The organism is Hydrogenophaga sp. L99 (assembly GCF_058731905.1).
This window is the reverse complement of record NZ_CM178972.1, coordinates 2,208,166-2,227,380: the sequence shown is the minus strand read 5'-3', so window position 1 is coordinate 2,227,380 and position 19,215 is coordinate 2,208,166. Positions and strand designations below refer to the sequence as shown.

17 protein-coding genes, 1 other RNA gene and 2 pseudogenes are annotated in these 19,215 nt (G+C 61.0%); 6 read left to right on the top strand and 14 right to left on the bottom strand.

All coding sequences use genetic code 11. From position 1 onward, the window contains the following. Positions 1-33 precede the first annotated feature (33 nt). The 4 genes from AC4QBL_RS10660 to gyrA all read right to left on the bottom strand — a co-directional run bounded on the left by AC4QBL_RS10660 (position 34) and on the right by gyrA (position 6,013). Positions 34-912, bottom strand: coding sequence for a prephenate dehydrogenase (locus AC4QBL_RS10660; RefSeq protein ID WP_472899871.1), 879 nt, complete (start codon positions 910-912; stop codon positions 34-36). Between the two features lie 90 nt (positions 913-1,002). Next, complete coding sequence (pheA, locus tag AC4QBL_RS10655; protein ID WP_472899870.1) at positions 1,003-2,103, bottom strand: prephenate dehydratase; 1,101 nt, start codon at positions 2,101-2,103, stop codon at positions 1,003-1,005. A gap of 15 nt (positions 2,104-2,118) precedes the next feature. After that, the gene (gene serC / locus AC4QBL_RS10650) at positions 2,119-3,225 is read right to left on the bottom strand and encodes a 3-phosphoserine/phosphohydroxythreonine transaminase (RefSeq protein ID WP_472899869.1); all 1,107 of its coding nucleotides are present in this window, start codon (positions 3,223-3,225) and stop codon (positions 2,119-2,121) included. Between the two features lie 97 nt (positions 3,226-3,322). Next, the gene (gene gyrA, locus AC4QBL_RS10645) at positions 3,323-6,013 is read right to left on the bottom strand and encodes a DNA gyrase subunit A (RefSeq protein ID WP_472906861.1); all 2,691 of its coding nucleotides are present in this window, start codon (positions 6,011-6,013) and stop codon (positions 3,323-3,325) included. A gap of 261 nt (positions 6,014-6,274) precedes the next feature. Here gyrA and ompA point away from each other — a divergent pair, with 261 nt between their 5' ends. The 4 genes from ompA (at position 6,275) to ssrA (ending at position 8,795) form a co-directional block, all read left to right on the top strand. Then, complete coding sequence (gene ompA / locus AC4QBL_RS10640; RefSeq protein ID WP_472906860.1) at positions 6,275-6,940, top strand: outer membrane protein OmpA; 666 nt, start codon at positions 6,275-6,277, stop codon at positions 6,938-6,940. Positions 6,941-7,011: 71 nt separating this feature from the next. Continuing rightward, on the top strand, positions 7,012-7,719 hold the full coding sequence (gene ubiG, locus AC4QBL_RS10635; RefSeq protein WP_472906859.1) for a bifunctional 2-polyprenyl-6-hydroxyphenol methylase/3-demethylubiquinol 3-O-methyltransferase UbiG: 708 nt from the start codon (positions 7,012-7,014) through the stop codon (positions 7,717-7,719). A gap of 8 nt (positions 7,720-7,727) precedes the next feature. Further along, a complete protein-coding gene (locus AC4QBL_RS10630) occupies positions 7,728-8,393 on the top strand; it encodes an HAD-IA family hydrolase (RefSeq protein WP_472906997.1) in 666 nt (221 codons plus the stop codon). A 13-nt stretch (positions 8,394-8,406) separates the two neighbouring features. Beyond that, positions 8,407-8,795: a transfer-messenger RNA gene (ssrA, locus tag AC4QBL_RS10625) on the top strand. Between the two features lie 306 nt (positions 8,796-9,101). Here ssrA and AC4QBL_RS10620 read toward each other — a convergent pair. From AC4QBL_RS10620 to AC4QBL_RS10580, 9 genes and pseudogenes are all read right to left on the bottom strand, one after another. Next, positions 9,102-9,575: a hypothetical protein gene (locus tag AC4QBL_RS10620; protein WP_472906858.1), complete on the bottom strand. Its 474-nt coding sequence runs from the start codon at positions 9,573-9,575 to the stop codon at positions 9,102-9,104. After that, positions 9,572-9,943: a site-specific recombinase resolvase gene (locus AC4QBL_RS10615; protein ID WP_301753278.1), complete on the bottom strand. Its 372-nt coding sequence runs from the start codon at positions 9,941-9,943 to the stop codon at positions 9,572-9,574. Before AC4QBL_RS10615 ends, AC4QBL_RS10620 begins: the two co-directional genes overlap by 4 nt. Beyond that, positions 9,943-11,070 (bottom strand): annotated as a pseudogene (locus tag AC4QBL_RS10610) (recombinase family protein); the annotation flags it as partial. The gene AC4QBL_RS10615 and the pseudogene AC4QBL_RS10610, both read right to left, overlap by 1 nt. Positions 11,071-11,175: 105 nt before the next feature. Further along, positions 11,176-12,003: an IS21-like element helper ATPase IstB gene (gene istB / locus AC4QBL_RS10605; RefSeq protein ID WP_472902295.1), complete on the bottom strand. Its 828-nt coding sequence runs from the start codon at positions 12,001-12,003 to the stop codon at positions 11,176-11,178. Further along, positions 11,996-13,522, bottom strand: coding sequence for an IS21 family transposase (istA, locus tag AC4QBL_RS10600; RefSeq protein ID WP_492131584.1), 1,527 nt, complete (start codon positions 13,520-13,522; stop codon positions 11,996-11,998). Before istA ends, istB begins: the two co-directional genes overlap by 8 nt. Positions 13,523-13,637: 115 nt before the next feature. Continuing rightward, positions 13,638-14,228, bottom strand: a pseudogene (locus AC4QBL_RS10595) (type IV secretory system conjugative DNA transfer family protein); the annotation flags it as partial. Between the two features lie 244 nt (positions 14,229-14,472). Beyond that, complete coding sequence (locus tag AC4QBL_RS10590) at positions 14,473-14,742, bottom strand: EexN family lipoprotein (protein ID WP_056277470.1); 270 nt, start codon at positions 14,740-14,742, stop codon at positions 14,473-14,475. Then, positions 14,739-15,671: a LysR family transcriptional regulator gene (locus AC4QBL_RS10585; RefSeq protein ID WP_234265497.1), complete on the bottom strand. Its 933-nt coding sequence runs from the start codon at positions 15,669-15,671 to the stop codon at positions 14,739-14,741. Before AC4QBL_RS10585 ends, AC4QBL_RS10590 begins: the two co-directional genes overlap by 4 nt. Positions 15,672-15,926: 255 nt before the next feature. Beyond that, positions 15,927-16,100: a DUF2798 domain-containing protein gene (locus AC4QBL_RS10580; protein ID WP_492131659.1), complete on the bottom strand. Its 174-nt coding sequence runs from the start codon at positions 16,098-16,100 to the stop codon at positions 15,927-15,929. Between the two features lie 223 nt (positions 16,101-16,323). On the opposite strand from AC4QBL_RS10580, the gene AC4QBL_RS10575 reads away from it, so the two are divergent. Then, a complete protein-coding gene (locus tag AC4QBL_RS10575) occupies positions 16,324-17,655 on the top strand; it encodes a Rieske 2Fe-2S domain-containing protein (protein WP_056277461.1) in 1,332 nt (443 codons plus the stop codon). Further along, complete coding sequence (locus tag AC4QBL_RS10570; protein WP_056277459.1) at positions 17,655-18,644, top strand: substrate-binding domain-containing protein; 990 nt, start codon at positions 17,655-17,657, stop codon at positions 18,642-18,644. The genes AC4QBL_RS10575 and AC4QBL_RS10570 overlap by 1 nt, the downstream gene beginning before the upstream one ends. A gap of 48 nt (positions 18,645-18,692) precedes the next feature. Here the strand turns inward: AC4QBL_RS10570 and AC4QBL_RS10565 are convergent, their stop codons facing one another. Continuing rightward, positions 18,693-19,208: a MarR family winged helix-turn-helix transcriptional regulator gene (locus tag AC4QBL_RS10565; RefSeq protein WP_056277456.1), complete on the bottom strand. Its 516-nt coding sequence runs from the start codon at positions 19,206-19,208 to the stop codon at positions 18,693-18,695. Positions 19,209-19,215: the final 7 nt, after the last annotated feature.

The window sequence follows — 19,215 nt, the reverse complement described above, 5'->3', positions numbered from 1 at the left end:
CAGAAATGGATGTGGCCAGCGCCGCAGGCGCGCTCAGCTTTGCGGCTTGATGGCGGTCATGCGCCATTGGGCGCGGGTGCTGCTGGCTTGTTCGATCAGTGCTTCCAGCGCGTCTGGGTTGCCCGATGTGATGGCCACTTCAAGCGCGTGCAGGGCGCGCTGAAAATGCTTGGACTGTGCCAGCAGCTCTTCCCGGTTGGACACCAGAATATCGCGCCACACGCTGGGGTCGCTGGCTGCGATGCGGGTGAAATCGCGAAACCCCGGGCCGGCGAGCGACAAAAATTCTTCGCCCTGGGCTTGGCCCTGGATGGCATTCATGAGCGCAAACGCGATCATGTGCGGCAGATGACTGACCGCGGCATAGGCCGCGTCATGCGCCTCGGGCGACATCTGCTTGACGTGGCAGCCCAGCGCCGTCCACACGGCCTGCGCTTTGTTGAGCTGCACCGTGAGGGTGCGCTCAATCGGCGTCAGGATGACCTGGCGCCCGGTGTACAGGTCAGCGTCGGCATGCTCCACGCCCGACAGTTCTTTGCCCGTGATGGGGTGCGCGGGCACAAACATGCCCACCTGGTCGCGCAGCACCCGGCGCGCGGCATCAATCACCTCCCGTTTGGTCGAGCCCACGTCCATCACCAGCGTGTCGCCGCGCACCAGGTGGCGAATGGCCTTGAAAGTAGCTTCGGTGGCGGCCACGGGTACGGCCAGCAGCACCAGATCGGCGCCCGACACCGCCAGCAGGGCTGACGGCGCTTCCACATCGATGACACCCATTTGGCGTGCACGCTCGGTGGTGGAGGGCGATTTGCTGTAACCCACGACGCGCTTCACGAGTCCGGCGCGTTTGAGCGCGAGCGCGAACGAGCCGCCCATCAGGCCGCAGCCGATCAGGCCGAGTTGTTCAAACATAAGATTCCATCCAGAGCGCAGTCACGGCGCTCCAAGCTGCAACACCGGCCTTGGTGCGTGTTGCTGTCGGGTTGATGAAGGGGCTGCGGTTCATTCGTTCACCGGGTAGGCGCCCAGCACCTTGTAGAAGGCGCAAAGCCCTTTGAGTTCCTCAAGGGCTGCGGCCACGTGAGGCTGCGAGGGGTGACCCGCCAGATCGATATAAAAATAATATTCCCACTGCCCCGACTTGGCTGGACGCGATTCGAAGCGGGTCATGGACACCCCGTTGTTCTTCAGCGGAACCAGCAGGTCGTGCACGGCACCGGGCCGGTTGGGCACCGACACCACCAGGCTGGTGCAGTCTTTGCCTGAAGCTGGCGGCGTGGCCAGGGTTTGCGGCAGACAGATCACCGCAAAACGTGTGCGGTTGTAGGCCTCGTCCTGAATGGCGTGGTGCACGATGTGCAGGCCAAACTGGCTGGCCGCGCGTTCGCTGGCCAGGGCCGCCCAGGTCGGGTTGGTGGCGGCCAGGCGTGCGCCTTCGGCATTGCTGGACACCGCACGGCGCTCGGCCAGTGGCAGGTGTTGGCTCAACCAGCCCTGGCACTGCGCCAACGCTTGCGGGTGCGCCATCACCACGTCAATGCCTGCGTCCGAATTGGTTTGGCGCAGCAGGTTGTGGCGAATCAACAGGCTGACTTCACCGACCACATGCACCGGCGAGCGCAAGAAAAGGTCGAGCGATCGCGCCACCACGCCTTCGGTGGAGTTTTCCATACCCACCACGCCGTACTGCGCCGTGCCGGCGGCCGTGGCATGGAAGACTTCGTCAAAGTTGGCGCAGTAAATCAGGTTGGCCGCGCTGCCAAAAAATTCAATGGCCGCTTGCTCGCAAAAGGTGCCCTGGGGACCCAAAACCGCGACGCGCTGGGGCGCTTCCAAGGCCAGGCAAGCCGACATGATTTCGCGCCAGATGGACGCCACATGCTCGTTTTTCAGCGGCCCTGTGTTGGCTTGGGTGATCTTGTCGATGACCTGGGCCACTCGATCCGGACGGAAGAACGGCGAGCCCTCGGCCCGTTTGATTTCGCCCACCTGTTCGGCCACATGCGCGCGCTGGTTGAGCAGGCTGAGCAGCTGTTTGTCGATGGAGTCGATCTGCACGCGAAGGCCCGCCAGGGCTTCGGACTGGATAGGTTGTTGGCTCATGGTCCTGGGTTTGGCTTAGGCCTGTTGTTGTTCGAATTCGCGCATGTACGCCACCAGCGCCTGCACACCCGCGAGCGGCATGGCGTTGTAGAGGCTGGCGCGCATGCCCCCCACCGATTTGTGGCCCTTGAGCTGCAACAGGCCACGCGCCTTGGCGCCGGCCAGGAAGGCGTCGTTGCGGGTTTCGTCGCGCAAAAAGAACGGAATGTTCATGCGTGAGCGACAGTCTTTGGCCACCTTGTTCAGATACAGCTGCGACTGGTCAATGAATCCATACAGCAGGTCGGCTTTGGCCAGGTTGCGGTGCTCCATGGCGGCCACCCCGCTCAGGTTGCCTTCCCGTTGGCGTTTGAGCCACTGAAAGGTGAGCCCCGCCATGTAAATGGCGTAAGTGGGTGGCGTGTTGTACATCGAGCCGTTGTCGGCCACGGTTTTGTAGTCAAACGCGCTGGGGCAGATGGACAGCGCGTGGCCCAGCAGGTCTTCGCGCACCACTACCAGCGTCAGGCCGGCTGGCCCCAGGTTTTTCTGGGCACCGCCAAACGCCAGGCCCACCCGCGACCAGTCCACGCTGCGCGAGGCGACGTGGGAGGAAAAGTCGATCACCAGCGGTGCGTTGCTGCCCAAGGCTTTCAGGTCGGGCAGCTCATGGACTTCCACGCCGTGGATGGTCTCGTTGCTGCACAGGTGCACATACTGCGCCTCGGCGCTCAGCTGCCATCCGCCCGGGGCGGGCAGGGAGGTATGGGCGTCGACTTCGTTGCTCGCTGCCAGATGCGGCTGGCAGTACTTGCGCGCTTCTTTGAACGATTTCTGGCTCCAGCTGCCCGTCACCACAAAGTCCACTGCGCCACCGCGTGAGAGGTTCAGCGGCACGATGGCGTTTTCAGCCAGGCCACCGCCTTGCATGAACAAAATGCGGAAATGTGCTGGCACAGCCAGCAGCTCTCGCAAATCGGCTTCTGCTGCGGCAATGATGGACATGAACTCCTTGCCGCGGTGGCTCATCTCCATCACGCCCATGCCGCTGCCCTGCCAGTCCAGCATTTCCGTCGCCGCTTGTTGCAGCACCTCGGTGGGCATGGCGGCAGGGCCGGCGGAAAAGTTGTAAGGGCGGTTCATGGCAAAAAATCGGTGGCTCAGGCCACGCTGCAAGGTGGCCAGGGGGTGCTAAGAGCACCGTGCTGCCCCGGTGTGAGGCGGCGCACGGTGGGTTCCGTCAAGGTGCAGGCGTTCCTTCCGGCTCGCTGCCCTCGCTGTCGTCCGTTGGTTCCACCTCGTCGGTTGGCACGTTGGCGTCGTTTTCCACAATGCGCTGCAGGCCTGAAAGCTCGGAACCCTCGTCCAGTGCGATCAAGGTCACGCCTTGCGTGGCTCGGCCCATTTCGCGGATCTCACTCACCCGCGTTCGTACCAGCACACCCTTGTCCGTGATGAGCATGATCTCGTCGTCGGTGTGCACCAGCGTGGCTGCCACCACCTTGCCGTTGCGCTCGCTTTGCTGGATGGCGATCATGCCTTTGGTGCCGCGACCATGGCGGGTGTATTCCGCAATCGGGGTGCGCTTGCCATAGCCATTGATGGTGGCCGTCAGCACGCTCAAGCGGGTGGTCTCAGGTGTTGCGCCCTCGGGCGCCTCGTCGCGCTCGGCCACCAGCATGGCGATCACGTTCTGGGTTTCTTCGATCATCATGCCGCGCACGCCGCGCGCATTGCGGCCCATGGGGCGCACGTCGTTCTCATCAAACCGCACAGCTTTGCCACCGTCACTGAACAGCATCACATCGTGCTGTCCGTCGGTCAGCGCAGCGCCAATCAGGTAGTCGCCTTCGTCCAGGTCCACCGCAATGATGCCGGCCTTGCGCGGGTTGCTGAATTCGTTGAGTGCCGTTTTCTTGACCGTGCCCATGGACGTTGCCATGAACACATAGCGGTCTTCAGGGAAGCTGCGTGCCGCGCCTGTGAGCGGGAGCACCACGTTGATCTTCTCGCCTTCTTGAAGCGGGAACATGTTGACGATGGGACGACCCCGAGAGCCGCGCGAGCCAGCAGGCACTTCCCACACCTTCAGCCAATACAGCCGGCCACGGTTGGAGAAACACAGGATGTAGTCGTGTGTATTGGCAATAAACAGCTGGTCGATCCAGTCGTCTTCTTTGGTGGCCGTGGCCTGCTTGCCGCGACCGCCGCGTTTTTGGGAGCGGTATTCGCTCAAAGGTTGGCTCTTGATGTAACCGCTGTGGCTCAGCGTCACCACCATGTCGGTGGGCGTGATCAGGTCTTCGGTGCTCAGGTCTTGCGCGCTGTGCTCGATCTCGCTGCGCCGGGCGCCCAGTTTGGTCTGGCCAAACTCCATCTTCACTTCGGTCAGCTCTTCACCAATGATGGTGGACACGCGCTCAGGCTTGGCCAGGATGTCCAACAGGTCGTCAATGACGCCCATGACCTCCTTGTACTCCGCCACAATCTTGTCCTGCTCCAGGCCGGTCAGGCGCTGCAGACGCATTTGCAAGATTTCTTGCGCTTGCGTTTCCGACAGCCGGTACAGGCCGTCGCCACCCATACCGAATTCCTTTTCCAGGCCGTCGGGTCGGTAGTCGTCGGCATTGATCACACCGCCGTCCTGACGCGAGCGCGTCAGCATTTCGCGCACCAGCTGGCTGTCCCAGCTGCGGGTCATCAGTTCGGCCTTGGCCACCGGTGGGGTAGGGCTCTCGCGGATGATTTTGATGAATTCGTCGATGTTGGCCAGCGCCACAGCCAGGCCTTCCAGCACGTGGCCGCGCTCGCGCGCCTTGCGCAGGTTGAACACCGTGCGCCGCGTCACCACCTCGCGGCGGTGCTCCAGAAACACCTGAATCAGCTCGCGCAGGTTGCACAGGCGCGGCTGACCGTCGATCAGCGCCACCATGTTGATGCCAAAGGTGTCCTGCAACTGGGTTTGCTTGTACAGGTTGTTCAGCACCACTTCGGGCACTTCGCCCCGCTTGAGTTCGATCACCAGGCGCATGCCCGATTTGTCTGACTCGTCCTGGATGTGGCTGATGCCTTCGATTTTCTTTTCGTGCACCAGCTCGGCAATGCGTTCCTGCAGCGTCTTTTTGTTGACCTGGTAGGGCAGCTCGTCCACGATGATCGACTGGCGCTGCCCCTTGTCAATGTCTTCAAAATGGCACTTGGCGCGCATCACCACGCGGCCGCGGCCGGTGCGGTAGCCGTCTTTCACCCCGTTGATGCCGTAAATGATGCCGGCCGTGGGGAAGTCGGGCGCCGGAATGATCTCCATCAAATCGTCGATCGTCGCCTCGGGGCTCTTCAGCATGTGCAGGCAGGCGTCCACCACCTCGTTGAGGTTGTGTGGCGGAATGTTGGTAGCCATGCCCACGGCAATACCAGACGACCCATTCACCAGCAAATTCGGCAGTCGCGACGGCAAGACCAGCGGTTCTTTTTCCGAACCATCGTAGTTGGGGCCGAAGTTGACCGTTTCCTTGTCAATGTCGGCCAGCATCTCATGCGCGATCTTCGACAAGCGGATTTCGGTGTAACGCATGGCTGCCGCGTTGTCGCCGTCCACCGAACCGAAGTTGCCTTGGCCGTCCACCAACATGTGGCGCAGCGAAAAGTCTTGCGCCATGCGCACGATGGTGTCGTACACCGCGCTGTCCCCGTGCGGATGGTATTTACCAATCACGTCACCCACGATACGCGCCGATTTTTTGTATGGACGGTTCCAATCGTTGTTCAGCTCGTGCATGGCAAACAAAACCCGCCGGTGTACGGGCTTCAAGCCGTCGCGGGCATCAGGCAGGGCACGTCCCACGATCACGCTCATGGCGTAATCGAGGTAGCTGCGGCGCATCTCTTCTTCAAGACTGATGGGCAGTGTCTCTTTGGCAAACTGTGTCATGAGCAGGTGCAGGTATCCATGTAAGAGCCTAAAGGCAACCCAGCATTTTAAGGGTGTCCACCACGGGCTTCGAAATTCATTGTTTGTGGTGCATCAACAACGAATAGGGGGCCTTCGTTGGAAGTGCTCACAGGCCGGGTTGCCATCATCTGGCAGCCTGTCGCTGGCTTGTGGCACAATAAAACCCAACGTTTTGAGTGGTGGTCACTCTCAGCGTCATTGATTTACGCAGTTTGTCTGCGGTTTACCTAGAGGAATACCATGAAAAAATTGAACAAAGTGGCAATGCTGATTGCAACCGCTGCCATGGCATCTGCTGCTGCCGCCGCTGGGCACTCCGCTGTGGGCGCAACGATTGACAACTGGCGTGCAGCTGACGGCACCGTTTGGAAAAACGGCACCAACGAACTGTGCTGGCGCGATGCCAACTGGACCCCAGCAACCGCAGCCGCAACTTGCGACGGCGCCATCGTGCCCAAGGCCGCTGCACCTGCTCCAGCACCTGCGCCCGCACCAGCTCCTGCCGCTGCGCCCGCACCTGCTCCAGCACCAGCTCCTGCCCCGGCAGCTGCTGCCAAGGTGACCTACGCTGCTGACGCCTTCTTCGACTTCGACAAAGCCGTGCTGAAGCCTGAAGGCAAAGCCAAGCTGGACGATCTGGCTGGCAAAGTCGGTGGCATCAACCTGGAAGTCGTGATCGCTGTGGGTCACACCGACTCCACCGGCGCTGCTGGCTACAACCAGGCTCTGTCGAACCGCCGCGCTGAAGCTGTCAAGGCTTACTTGGTGAGCAAGGGCATCGAAAGCAACCGCATTTACACCGAAGGCAAGGGCCTGACCCAGCCGGTTGCTGACAACAGCACCCGCGAAGGCCGCGCCAAGAACCGCCGCGTGGAAGTGGAAGTTGTCGGCACCCGCGCCAACTAATCGACCCACCGCTTAGGCGAAAAAAACCGCGCTTCGGCGCGGTTTTTTTATGGCCGCCCGATAATCACACCATGAACACACACGTCAATGCCGATCCGGCCGAACTGGCCAAATTTTCCGACCTGGCCCACCGCTGGTGGGACCCCGAGAGTGAGTTTCGTCCCTTGCATCAGATCAACCCTCTGCGGCTGAACTGGATTGACGGACTCGTGAATTTGAATGGCAAGAATGTGCTGGATGTGGGGTGCGGCGGCGGTATCTTGTCCGACTCCATGGCGCGCAAGGGTGCGCTGGTTACGGGCATTGACCTATCTGTCAAAGCCTTGCGCGTGGCCCAACTTCACGCGCTGGAGGCTGGGACCCGCAACGTGACCTACCGCGAAGTCAGTGCTGAGGCCATAGCGCTTGAGCAGCCTGGCAGTTTTGACGTTGTGACCTGCATGGAAATGTTGGAGCACGTGCCCGATCCGGCTTCTGTGGTCAAAGCCTGTTCCGATTTGGTCAAGCCTGGTGGTTGGGTATTCTTCTCCACCATCAACCGCAACCCCAAGTCGTTTCTGTTTGCCATCATTGGCGCTGAGTACGTATTGCAGTTGCTTCCCAAAGGCACCCACGAATACGCCAAGATGATCCGTCCCAGTGAGCTGGCCGGGTTCTGCCGGTCAAGCAGCCTGGATCTGAGCGAAACCCGCGGCATGGAATACAACCCCTTGACCCGCCGGTACTGGTTGAGCCAAGACACCAGCGTGAACTACATGTTTGCGACCCGAAAGCCATGACCGGGGGTGTGTTCCGCGGTATCCGCGCGGTATTGTTTGATCTGGATGGAACCCTGATCGACAGTGCCCCTGACCTGGGCGCTGCGGCCGACCTGATGCGTACCGGCCGTGGACTGCCTTCTTTGCCGCTGGAGCTTTACCGGCCCATGGCAGGTGCTGGTGCGCGGGGTATGTTGCACGTCGCATTTGACATGTCGCCCGAGCACAAAGACTACGAAGCGCACAAAGAAGAGTTTTTTGTACATTACGAGGCTTGCTTGACGCAGCGGACGCAAGCATTTTCAGGGGTGGGGGAGTTGCTGGACGTGCTGCGCGGACGTGGATTTCTCTGGGGTGTTGTCACCAACAAGTCGCAGCGCTTCACCCTGCCGTTGACGCGAGCCATGCCGCTGTTCGACACGGCCAGCACCATTATCAGCGGCGACACCACACCCCATGCCAAACCCCATCCTGAGCCTCTGCTAGAGGCTGCCCGCCGCCTCAATCTGCCGCCTGCGGTATGTTTGTATGTAGGCGATGACGAGCGAGACATCGCGGCCGGCCGGGCCGCTGGCATGTTTACTGTGGCTGCGCGATACGGTTATCTCGGCATGGGCGCCGACGTTTCCAGCTGGGGCGCTGATGCCGAGGTAACTTCTCCGGTAGGGGTCTTGAAATTGCTGGAAATGCCTTAAACTTGAACGTTCAGGGGCTGCACTGGTTTCGACGTGGGTTCGGACGCGCAGCAGGGCATGTCGAGGTTCTGTCACCTCGTTAAACCGCAGAAAAAAACTAACTGCAAACGACGAACGTTTCGCACTCGCCGCTTAATTGCCGGTGAGCTTTGCAACAGCAGGCCTATGGGCTGGGCAAGGGTTCAGACGGCGCAAGCCGCGAGAGTCCAGGCTGCAAAGATAATTTAATAGGCTGGTCGTGCGTTGGGTAACTTAGCGCATGGCAAGACAATAGGTTGCTGGCGTTTTGTATAGCGTGCCACTGTGCGATACAAAATGTGAGACTCAAACCAGATGGCTACACATGTAGAACTGCTCGAAGAAGGCTTGCGGACGGGGGTTCAAATCCCCCCAGCTCCACCAATACCCAAAATCCCAACCCTCATCGGTTGGGATTTTTTTTGCCCGTTCCCCCAGCGTTGGCGCGGCTCCCGGGCTTGGTCTCGCGAGCGCCACCCCTGCGAAGTCGGCGTTTTCGCCCCCGCTGACGCCTCTCTGTTCTCCGTTTTCTCTGGTGGTCACGCGAGCGTTCTCGAGGCCACTTCCTTTGCTGGCGCGGGTTTAGATGCGGTCGGTTGTGGTTGGCAACTCCTGTAGCGGTGGCGACCGAATCCCGAGCGGCCACAAAAAACCGCCCGTAGGCGGTTGCTGGCGCTGAGCGCGACGCGCTCACCCGGGTGGCACGAGCACGCGCATCTGGTCGCCCCAGCCGTTGGGCCAGGGGCGGCGCATAACCTTCTCCAGCACGGCGTCAGGCGAACCCGCCAGCCGTTCCACGACATCCGGGGCCAGGAGCGTCAGCCGCATGACCCGGCGTACCTGCGTCACGTCCATGCCTTCGGCCTCGGCGATCTCGGCTACTGATGCCGCCCGCTGCTCATCCAGCAGGCGTTGCCAGTGGTGCGCCAGTCCGAGCGCCCGCATCAACGCGGTGTCCTGCGCGGCCGACCGGGCTTCCCGCTCCCGGGTGGCCTCGGAGAGGAATTCCTGTGGTGCGTCCAAGGGCGTGATGACCTGCTTCTTCAAGCCCCGCTTCACCAGTGTCCAGGGTACGAAGGTTTCCAGTTGTACGCCGCCAGCCGGGCTCGGTAGTTGATAAGTGACCGGATCACCCTTGAACCGGCCCCGGTGCTTCTTGCTCATGCGTCCTCCTCAAAGCGCTTCACGATCTGGCGTTGCGCCTCCCAATCCACCGGCAGCGGGTTGCGCTGGAACCAGATCAGGTTCATCCGGCGCGGCTGCCGTCCGGTCATCAGCAGTTCGAGGATGTCGGGCGCGAGCAGGCTCAGGCGCATCAGTTCGTTGGTGACCGAGGGGTGTAAGCCTTCGGCCCGGGCGATCTCCGAGCCACTCTTCATCTCGCCGGTGTCCACGAGGTGCTGCCAGTAGAAACCGCGTGCCACCCCCTCCAACAGCGTCACATCGTGGACGTGGCGGTCATCGGCGGCCACGCGCCGCGCGCCCCGGCGGCGGAATGTCAGTGGCACGAAGGTTTCCAGTGTGTCGTCCATCAGGCCTCGACCTCCACCAGTTCTGCGCCGATCCCTCTCGGGGCGAATTCACCGATCAGGGCGTCCCACCCCAGTTCCCGCCACTTCACCTTGATACCCTGCACCTCGCCGACGTGGACGAGGTCGATGCGCTCGATCATCAGGTTGGCGATGCGATGGCGCTCGACCGGGAACAACTGATCCCACACGTCGTTGAGCCGTCCCATCGCCATCACCGTGGTGGCTTCATCGACCTGTCCGCCGTTGCGCTGGATGTGGCGCACCACCGATGCGATGGATTCTGGGCTGGTCAGCACCGTGCGGATTTGGGCCACCACTGCCGCCTCAATCTCCGGTGCAGGCAGGCGTTCGTAGCTCTTGCCCGGTGCCCCGAACCGGCTTTCCGACTTGGACACGTAGTAGTGGTACTTGCGCCCGTTCTTGCGTGAGTAGGTTGGGTACATCCGTTCGCCCGAGGGGGCGTACAGCAGGCCACGCAGCAAGGCGTCGGTGCGCGACCGGATCTTGGTTTCCACCGACCGGGCGTGCCCATCCCTGGCCAGCACCGCGTGAACCTTGTCCCACAGTTCCCGGTCGATGATCGGCAGGTGAGCGCCGGGGTACCAGTTCCCCTTGTGCGACAACTCGCCCAGGTAGATGCGGTTGCGCAGCAGCTTGTGCAGGTACTTTTTGTCGATGCGCGTGCCGTTGCGGGTCTGGCCCTCCTGCGTCGTCCAGGCCTTGGTTGTGATGCCGTCGGCGGTGAGATTGACGGCGATCTGGGTCGGAGAGCCGATGGTCAGCATCTCCTCGAAGATACGGCGCACCACAGCCGCCTCCGCCTCGTTGATGACCAGGAGGCGGTTGTCGACGTCGTAGCCCAGGGGCGGGACACCGCCCATCCACATCCCCTTGCGTTTGGCGGCGGCGATCTTGTCGCGGATGCGCTCGCCAGTGACCTCGCGCTCAAACTGGGCAAAGGACAGCAGGACGTTGAGCATCAGCCGACCCATCGAGGTGGTGGTATTGAACTGCTGGGTGACTGACACGAAGGACACCTCGTGGCGCTCGAACACTTCGACCATCTTGGAGAAGTCGGCCAAGCTGCGCGTCAGGCGGTCGATCTTGTAGACCACGACGATGTCTGTTGGCGCCGATTGAATATTGACCCACCCTGCCGATCCAATATTGACCCAGGGCGGACTGCTGAATTTTCTTTCAGCAATTGTGGATAAGTGTAGCGATTGGCCCTTTCATAACGGCTCGTCCGCCCCCGGGGGTACTGGTGTGGTCGAGCGGCCTTTGCGTGAGGTCTCCCGGGCCTTGATGCGTGACTTGGCCTCCAGGGTGCTGTGCCTGAAGCGGTAGGACTCGTTTCCGGTCTCCACGATGTGGCAATGGTGCGTCAGCCGGTCCAGTAGCGCCGTGGTCATCTTGGCGTCGCCGAACACCGCCGACCATTCCGAGAAGCTCAGGTTGGTGGTGATGACCACGCTGGTGTGCTCGTACAGCTTGGAGAGCAAATGGAACAGCAACGCACCGCCCGCCTGGCTGAAGGGCAGGTACCCCAATTCGTCCAGGATGACTAGGTCCAGACGCTTCAGCGCCAGTGCGATGCGCCCGGCCTTGCCCTCGTGCTTTTCACGCTCCAGTTCATTGACCAGATCAACCGTGGAATAGAAGCGCACACGCTTGCCCTTGGCCACAATGCCGGTCACGCCAATGGCGGTGGCCAGATGCGTCTTTCCTGTGCCCGGGCCGCCGATGAGCACCGCGTTTTGTGCCGCCTCCGTGAACGCCATCGTGGCCAGTTGATGCACCAGCTTTTGGTCCACCTTGGAGACCTCAAAGTCGAAGCCTGCGAGGTCGCGATGCAACGGGAACTTCGCTGCCTTCATCTGGTGGCGCACCGACGCAAAGGCCCGCTGCGTATGCTCAGCCTTCAGCAGGTGCTCGATCAACCAGCGCGACGTTTGAACGCCAACATCGCTTGGCGGCCCCTCCTGCGTCATCAGCTCTGCCCAGGCCTCAGCCATGCCGTTCAGGCGCAGCTCTTTCAGTTCGGCAGCGACATCACGCATGGCTGATTTCCTCCATGGCGTCACCGCGCAGTCTGTCGTAGCGCCCGGTGTCGGCCAACGGCGCCTCCTTGAGCTCCAGAGTGCTCTGCACATTGGGCGGCGGCTCCACGGCGTTCAGACGCGCCAAAACGTTGAGTACGTGCTCGGTGCTGAGCGCGCCGGACTCGATGACCAATTCGACCGCCACCAGCACAGCGTCCAGCCCGTGGCTGGATACGCAGTTGAGCACCTGGGCCATGGTCTTGTCACCGCCTTCAACCCGCATCAGGCCCTGACGCAGGCGCTGCAGGGGAGCCGGCATGTCGGCAAAGGGCGCGCCGTTTCTCAGCGCGCCGGGCTTGCGCTGGATCAGCGTGATGTAGTGCTGCCAGTCATAGCAGATATGGCCCCGGTTGGGCAGCCGCTCATGCCGGGCCACAATCACCTCGTCGCAGCTCGCGATCTCCACCCGGCCCGGGTACAGCCGGGTGCTCACGCGCTGGCCGACCAGCTCGCACGGCACCGAGTACCGGTTGCGCGCCACCGCCACCAGGCAGGTACTCGACACCTTGGCCGAGCGTTCCACATAGCCATCAAAGGCCGTCGGCATCGGCATGAGTTCTGCACGCTCCTGCTCCAGCATCTCGGCCACGCTGAACGCCTTGTGCTCGGGGTGGCGCACCTCATCCCACAGGCTGCGGCAGCGCTCGCCCAGCCAGGCGTTGAGTTCGGCAAAGCTGCCAAACTTGCGCTGCTGCGCGTCCAGCCAGATGCGCCTGCGGCTGTCCTGCACGTTCTTCTCCACCACGCCTTTCTCCCAGCCGCTGGCGACGTTGCAGAAGTCGGCGTCAAACAGGTAATGCGCACACATCACGGCAAAGCGGGCGTTGATGACACGGCCTTTACCACCTTGTCCACCTTTGCCTCGCTGGACCTTGTCCACCGCTGTCTTCATGTTGTCGTAAATGCCCCGGCGGGCCACGCCGCCCAGCGCCGCGAACGAACGCGTATGGGCATCAAACAGCATCTCGTGCCCCTGGCTGGGGTAGGCCACCAACCAGAAAGCACGGCTGGCACACAGCTTCATGTGTGACACCTGCATGCGGTGGTAGATGCCGCCCACCACCAGCCCCTCTTCGCTCCAGTCAAACTGAAACGCCTCGCCCATTTCAAACCTCAGCGGCACGAACGCCTGGACGCCCTTGCCTGCATCGGCACGCCAGCCTCGAATGAAATCCGTGACGCGGGTGTAGCCACCTTCATAGCCGCTGGCCTTGATTTGCGAAAACAGCGCGCGCGCCGTTCGCCGGTCCTGCTTGGGCCGCTGAGCATCGGCCTTGAGCGAGAGCACCAGCTCGGCCACATAGGCACCGAGCTTGTTGAATCCCGGCTTGCGTTTGTAGACCGGCTCCTTCACCTCTTCTGGCGTCCTCAGCCAGCTTCGTACCGTGTTGCGCGACAGGCCCGTGCGCTTGGCGATCTCATGCAACGACATCTTGTCGCGCAGGTACATCCGACGAATTCTTCCCAACATTTCCATGGTGATCACCCTCTTTGCCCCCTGCCCAATAATTGAGCAAGGCAAGTTAAACACCTGGGTCAGTTTTCAGTCGGCACAGTGGCCTGGGGTGGGTCAGTTTTCGGGCGGCGGCAACACGCGAGCGCCATCCGGCCGTCAACTGCCAGTTCTCGCCCTTGATGTCGTGGACCACGGCCGAGCCGGGCCAGGACAGCAGCGTGGGCACCACCAGGCCGACGCCCTTGCCCGAACGTGTGGGCGCGAATGCCAGCACGTGTTCGGGCCCGTCGTGGCGCAGGTACTGCGAGCCATGTTGTCCAAGGAACACCCCGCTGGGGCGTTGCAGGCCCGCATGCCGCACGTCATCTGCTGTGGCCCAGCGAGCGGTTCCGTAGGTGGTGACCAGCCGCGACTGCCGCGAGCGCCAGACCGACATGCCCACCGCTACGCCCACTGAGGCCAGGCCGCTGCCGCCTGCTATCGCGCCGCCCACGTCGAAGACATCGGGTGCGTAGGCGTCGAAGAAGAACCACCATTCGAACAGACGCCAGGGGTGGTAGACCGGCGAGCCGAAGACCTCGAACCACGGAGTGCCCAGGCGTGCCTGATGGCCCAGCGCCGCAGCGGTCCACTGGGTCGCTCCCCACACGCCCACCACGACGACGCCCAGCACCGCCGCGATTTGACCGTAGAGAACCCCCTGGTGGCTTGCGCCTTGAGCCTGCACCTTGACCTCCGATCCAGTGGCCCGCCATACGGGGCCGTTCGCGCGGCACGAAGCTGTGTCGCACGCATGAGGATCAAGGCTGGCTATCGGTGGGTCAAAGTCCGAAATCGGCAGGCTCGCAGCTCGGCCTGCAAGAATGCAAGTGGCAGCGTGCCGCCGCGTGTCAGGGCCCCTTGCCGCGCTGCAAGTAGTACAGCGCCTATGCACGAAATACGCGTCACCGAGTGTGGCGACGAGCGCAAGTTCAGAACTTGGGCGATTCCTTAGGTGGGTTGTACGGCACCTTGCCGTCCCCGAAAAATCGCCGTTTCGTGGCCTCGGCCACGCGGTCGCAAAGTTCGTCGCCCAGCTTGGTGCGCTCGGTCTTGCACTGCTCTCGCAGCAGCTTCAACCGTTCTGGATCGGCCATCAACGATTCCAGCGAATCGGTGGGCTGCGGCTTGCCGCAGGCCGACAGCAGCAAAGCTGCGGCGGCGACCACCAAGGTTGCGGTCAAGTTTTGAAGCTTTCTCATGTGCTACTCCCTGGCAATCTGTCCAACGCGTCGTCAGTCGCCCGACCGGGCGCAGCGACACGGGCTCTTTCCACGAAACGTCGCAAGGTCTCAGACGGGGTGCCGATGCGGTGGATCAGGTAGGTGGTCAACATCGGTGTGCGGCCAGCCAGCGGCCTTGTGACGATCTCCGGATGGCCGCAGGTCGAAACATGAGCCTCGGTCGAGAAGCCCAGACCGTAGCCTGCTGCTACCAGGGTCACCATCAGCTCTTGGCTGGTGACCTTCTCGGCTACGATGGGTTCGCGATCCGTTGCGCGCAGCACGCGTGCCATCTGGCGGCTGCAGCCCTCGCACACCTCGGGGTCGCAAAGCACCAGCGGATAGCGCAGCACTTCATCCAGAGGCAGCGTCTTGTGAGCCAACAAGGGGTGGCGCGCAGGCACGGCCACGACCATCGGATCGTTCCACACTGGTATGGCAAGGAGTGTTTCACCAACTTCCGATGAGTGGGAGAACCCGGCGTCGTACAAGTCGGCTTCGAGGCCTCTGATCTGCTGTGACAGCGGAACCTCGTAAAGCCGGATCTCCGTATCTGGTTCTTCCTCACGGCAACACGATAGCAATGCTGTGAAGCGGGCCTGCGAGATGCCTTCGGACAAGGCGATGCGTAGCTGCCCTTGATACCCGGCCGACACGGCCCGAACACTGTCGCGCGCCTGGGTCAGCGCTACGAACACGCGCGGCACGTGATCCATGAAGACCTGACCCGCACGGGTCAGACGCGTGCTGCGCGTGTTGCGGTCGAAGAGGCGGACACCCAGCTCTCCTTCCAGTTCCTTGATCGCTCTCGAAAGTGGCGATTGCTCAATGTGAAGCTTCTCGGCGGCTCTGGCGAAATGCAGTTCCTGAGCGACCGCCAAGAAGCACCGAAGGTGCCTCAGTTCCATTGTTTTCCCTGAATGTTTTCATTTTTTCTCAAATGCCTGTTGCTCCGACAGTGATGTGGCCCACCAGAGGACTACATCAAACACGTCTGGTTTGAGTACGCAGTAGCCTCGCGGAAGTTCGCGTTCTTGGCGTCCTTGGGCCAAGCTGAGCGCACTACAACGGGACTGAATGCGCAGTCATCACGGTTGATGGCTGTCCTTTCTGATCGTGACCGCGTCTGAATTGGACAGTGCTCAGATGATGCCGAAGTCATTTCATGTGTCACCTGCGTTCGTGGCCACGGTCTTTGAGACGAGATAGAGGACCAGCGGACGTACCAAGACGACGCATGCGAAGGCCACTGGCATGGCGATTACGTAGGTACTCAGTACCCGTTGAATGAACTGGGTGTCAACTCCGGTGTTGATGGCCGTTAGGAGCAGACACATCATGAAGGCAATGATGGTTGCCATGTAGAACGCAAACGCGAGCGAACTGAATTTGTAAGGAAGCTTTCTCATGCTGTAGAGGGCCTTCGCCCTAGGTGGTTGCTGAGACAAAGAGACTGGCAGAGGCAGTGGTAAGGGATAACCCTTGAAAAAATACTTAGATATCGAAGTATACTTCAACGCAGTGCCTCCTTGCACTTTCCCATCCTTACAGGAGATTTCCATGATTACGCATGAAGAAAACGATCTGCTGTGCCGTGTTGAAAACGGTGCACCCATGGGGCAACTGATGCGCCGGCATTGGGTTCCTATCTGTCTAATCGAAGAGGTCTCCGAGCCAGATGGGACACCCGTCAAAGCCCGCATCCTCGGAGAAGATCTCGTGGTTTTCCGAAACACGGACGGCGAAGTTGGTGTGATGGATGAATACTGTCCTCACCGCAGGGCATCGCTCGTGTTTGGCCGCAACGAAGAGGGTGGTCTTCGCTGTCTCTATCACGGATGGAAGATGGATGTGAGCGGCAACGTAACGGAAATGTCTTCCGAGCCCGAGGCCAGTGGCATGCTGGAGAAGGTCAAGCACAAGGCCTATCCGACCAAGGAGTGGGGTGGTTTCGTCTGGGCCTACATGGGGGCGGCTGAGACCATGCCGGAGTTCGAGCCTCCCCGTTGGGCGCCCACGGCGGACACGCGTGTGAGCGTTGCCAAGGTGATCATTCCTGTGAACTGGGCTCAGATCCTTGAAGGTGCGATTGACTCTGCCCACAGCTCGAGTCTGCACAGCTCGGACATGGTCCCTGCGCGTGTCGATGGTGCCAAAGCCACGGACAAAAACTGGTTGCGCCCCTCGACCGACAAAGCGCCGCGGATGCAAGTGCAGCGCGCCAGCTTCGGATTCCGTTACGCTGCGGTGCGACGGCCGATCTTCAACGCGCAGACGCACGACTATGTGCGTACGACGGTTTTCGTTGCGCCATGGACGGTGCTGATCCCGCCCAACAACTTGTACAACGTGGCGAACGTGAATGTGCCGGTGGATGACACCAATACCTGCTTCTACTTCATTGGTTGGGGTCATCCGTCGCAGACCCCGGAGACGGCGACCTGGCGCAAGTTCCTGGGCCAGACCGTGGGGGTGGACCTGGATGAGCAATACCGTCCGCTGCGCAACTACGAAAATCGCTACTGGCAAGACCGTCAGGCGATGAAGAGCGGAAACTTCACGGGCATCTCCGGCATTCCGAATCAGGATATGGCCATGTGGATCACCATGGGGAAAATCGCCGATCGAAGCCACGACCGGCTGGGTGCCAGCGACATGGCCATCGTCGAGTTTCGCAAACAGATGGTGGACGCTGTTCAAGCTTTCCAGGCGACAGGCGAGGCCATCGGAACCGGAGAGAAGCGCATCCCGAAAGAAGTGTGTTCGTTCCAGGGCGTCATTCCCAAGACAGTCGACTGGCGTACCCATGAAGTGAGCTACGTATGGCTTGAAGGTCAGGACAGTCCAGAGATGGATCGCTCCTACGTGGTGACAGAGGGGGCGAACGCTTGATGTCAAAGCTGCACATATCGGTCGCCATGGGCGACTACGACCGAAACCGTGCTCTGTACGACGGGCGTGTCCAGATCGATGGATGCGACCCGGTGTACATGTTGCTGAATCCCGAGGAGATGTTTTTTCGGGCCATGCGGAGCCGGGATTTCGACATTACCGAGCTCTCCTTTTCCAGCTACCTGGTCAAGCACGCCAAAGGCGAGAGCCCTTATATCGCCGTGCCGGTTTTTCTGTCACGCGCCTTCCGGCATACCTCTATCTATGTTCGGAAGGACCGCATCAAAAAGCCTGAAGACCTCAAGGGCTGCCGTATTGGCGTGCCGGAGTATCAACTGACTGCGGTGGTTTGGGCACGGTCGATCTTGCAGGACGACTATGGCGTGAATCCCGAGGACGTGACCTGGGTCAGAGGCGGAATCGACACGCCCGGACGTCCGGAGAAGATCAAACTGGATCTTCCTCCGGGCGTGACCATTGAGGCCGCTCCGGCAGGGCATACCATCTCCGACCTGCTCGACAAAGGTGAGATCGATGCTTTTATCGCACCACGACCACCCAGCGGAGCGGCGTTGAGTAACCCAAATGTGGCTTGGCTGTTCGATGATCCGACTACGGTGGCAAAGGACTACTACCGGCGGACAGGCATCTTTCCCATCATGCACGTGGTGGGCATTCGCAAAGAGCTCGCAGAGCAGAACCGCTGGTTGCCGGCAGCCGTTTTCAAGGCCTTTGGTGAATCCAAGGCGAAGGCCTTGGAGCTCCTGGCGGATACCTCTGCCACCAAGGTAACGCTGCCGTTTGTGGAAGAACAGCTCAAGGCGGCACGTGAAACGCTTGGAAACGACTTCTGGTCATACGGGGTGGAGCCCAATCGAAAGACGATTGAAGCGTTCTTGCATCACCACCATGCGCAAGGCTTGTCGTGCAGAAAAGTGGGTTTGGATGAGCTCTTTCACCCGTCTACCTACGAGAGTTACAGCATCTGAGGCGCTCTTGCCCATGCAAGCAACCGAAGATTGGTGACCTACTGCGCTTCAGTCGCCCGCGTCGCCCACTAGAGTGGCGCGGGTTTCTTCTTCATGTGCCAAGTTTTCAATCATCCTCACCAACGCATTCCTCACCAAAGAAAGCGTGCGATCGGGAAGTCCATCGGCACTGATCTCGTTGACCTCTTCCGCCAAGGGCACAAGTACATGTTCAAGTGAGCGCCCAGCATCGGTCAAGTAAACGTGCATGTTCTTCTTGTTGCCGGGAAGGTGCCTGCGTTCAATGAAACCCATTCGCTCCATGGCTTTCACGGCCGAGAAGGTCGTCGGCTCCATCACGCCCGCCAGATCGCTCAGCTCCTTCTGGGTCAGTCCGTCGCGAATCCAAAGGATTCGGAGGAACGTCCAGTGTCCAAATGACACGCCGAAGGGTGATAGACGATACTGAAGCGCACGCATCTGAGCCCGCGCAACATCACGGACTAGATGGGCGAGACGATCGTTGGGGACCGATTCTCGCCAGTGATGAAGAAGGCTTTGTGTTTCTATGGATTTGCTGGTCATTGGGAGC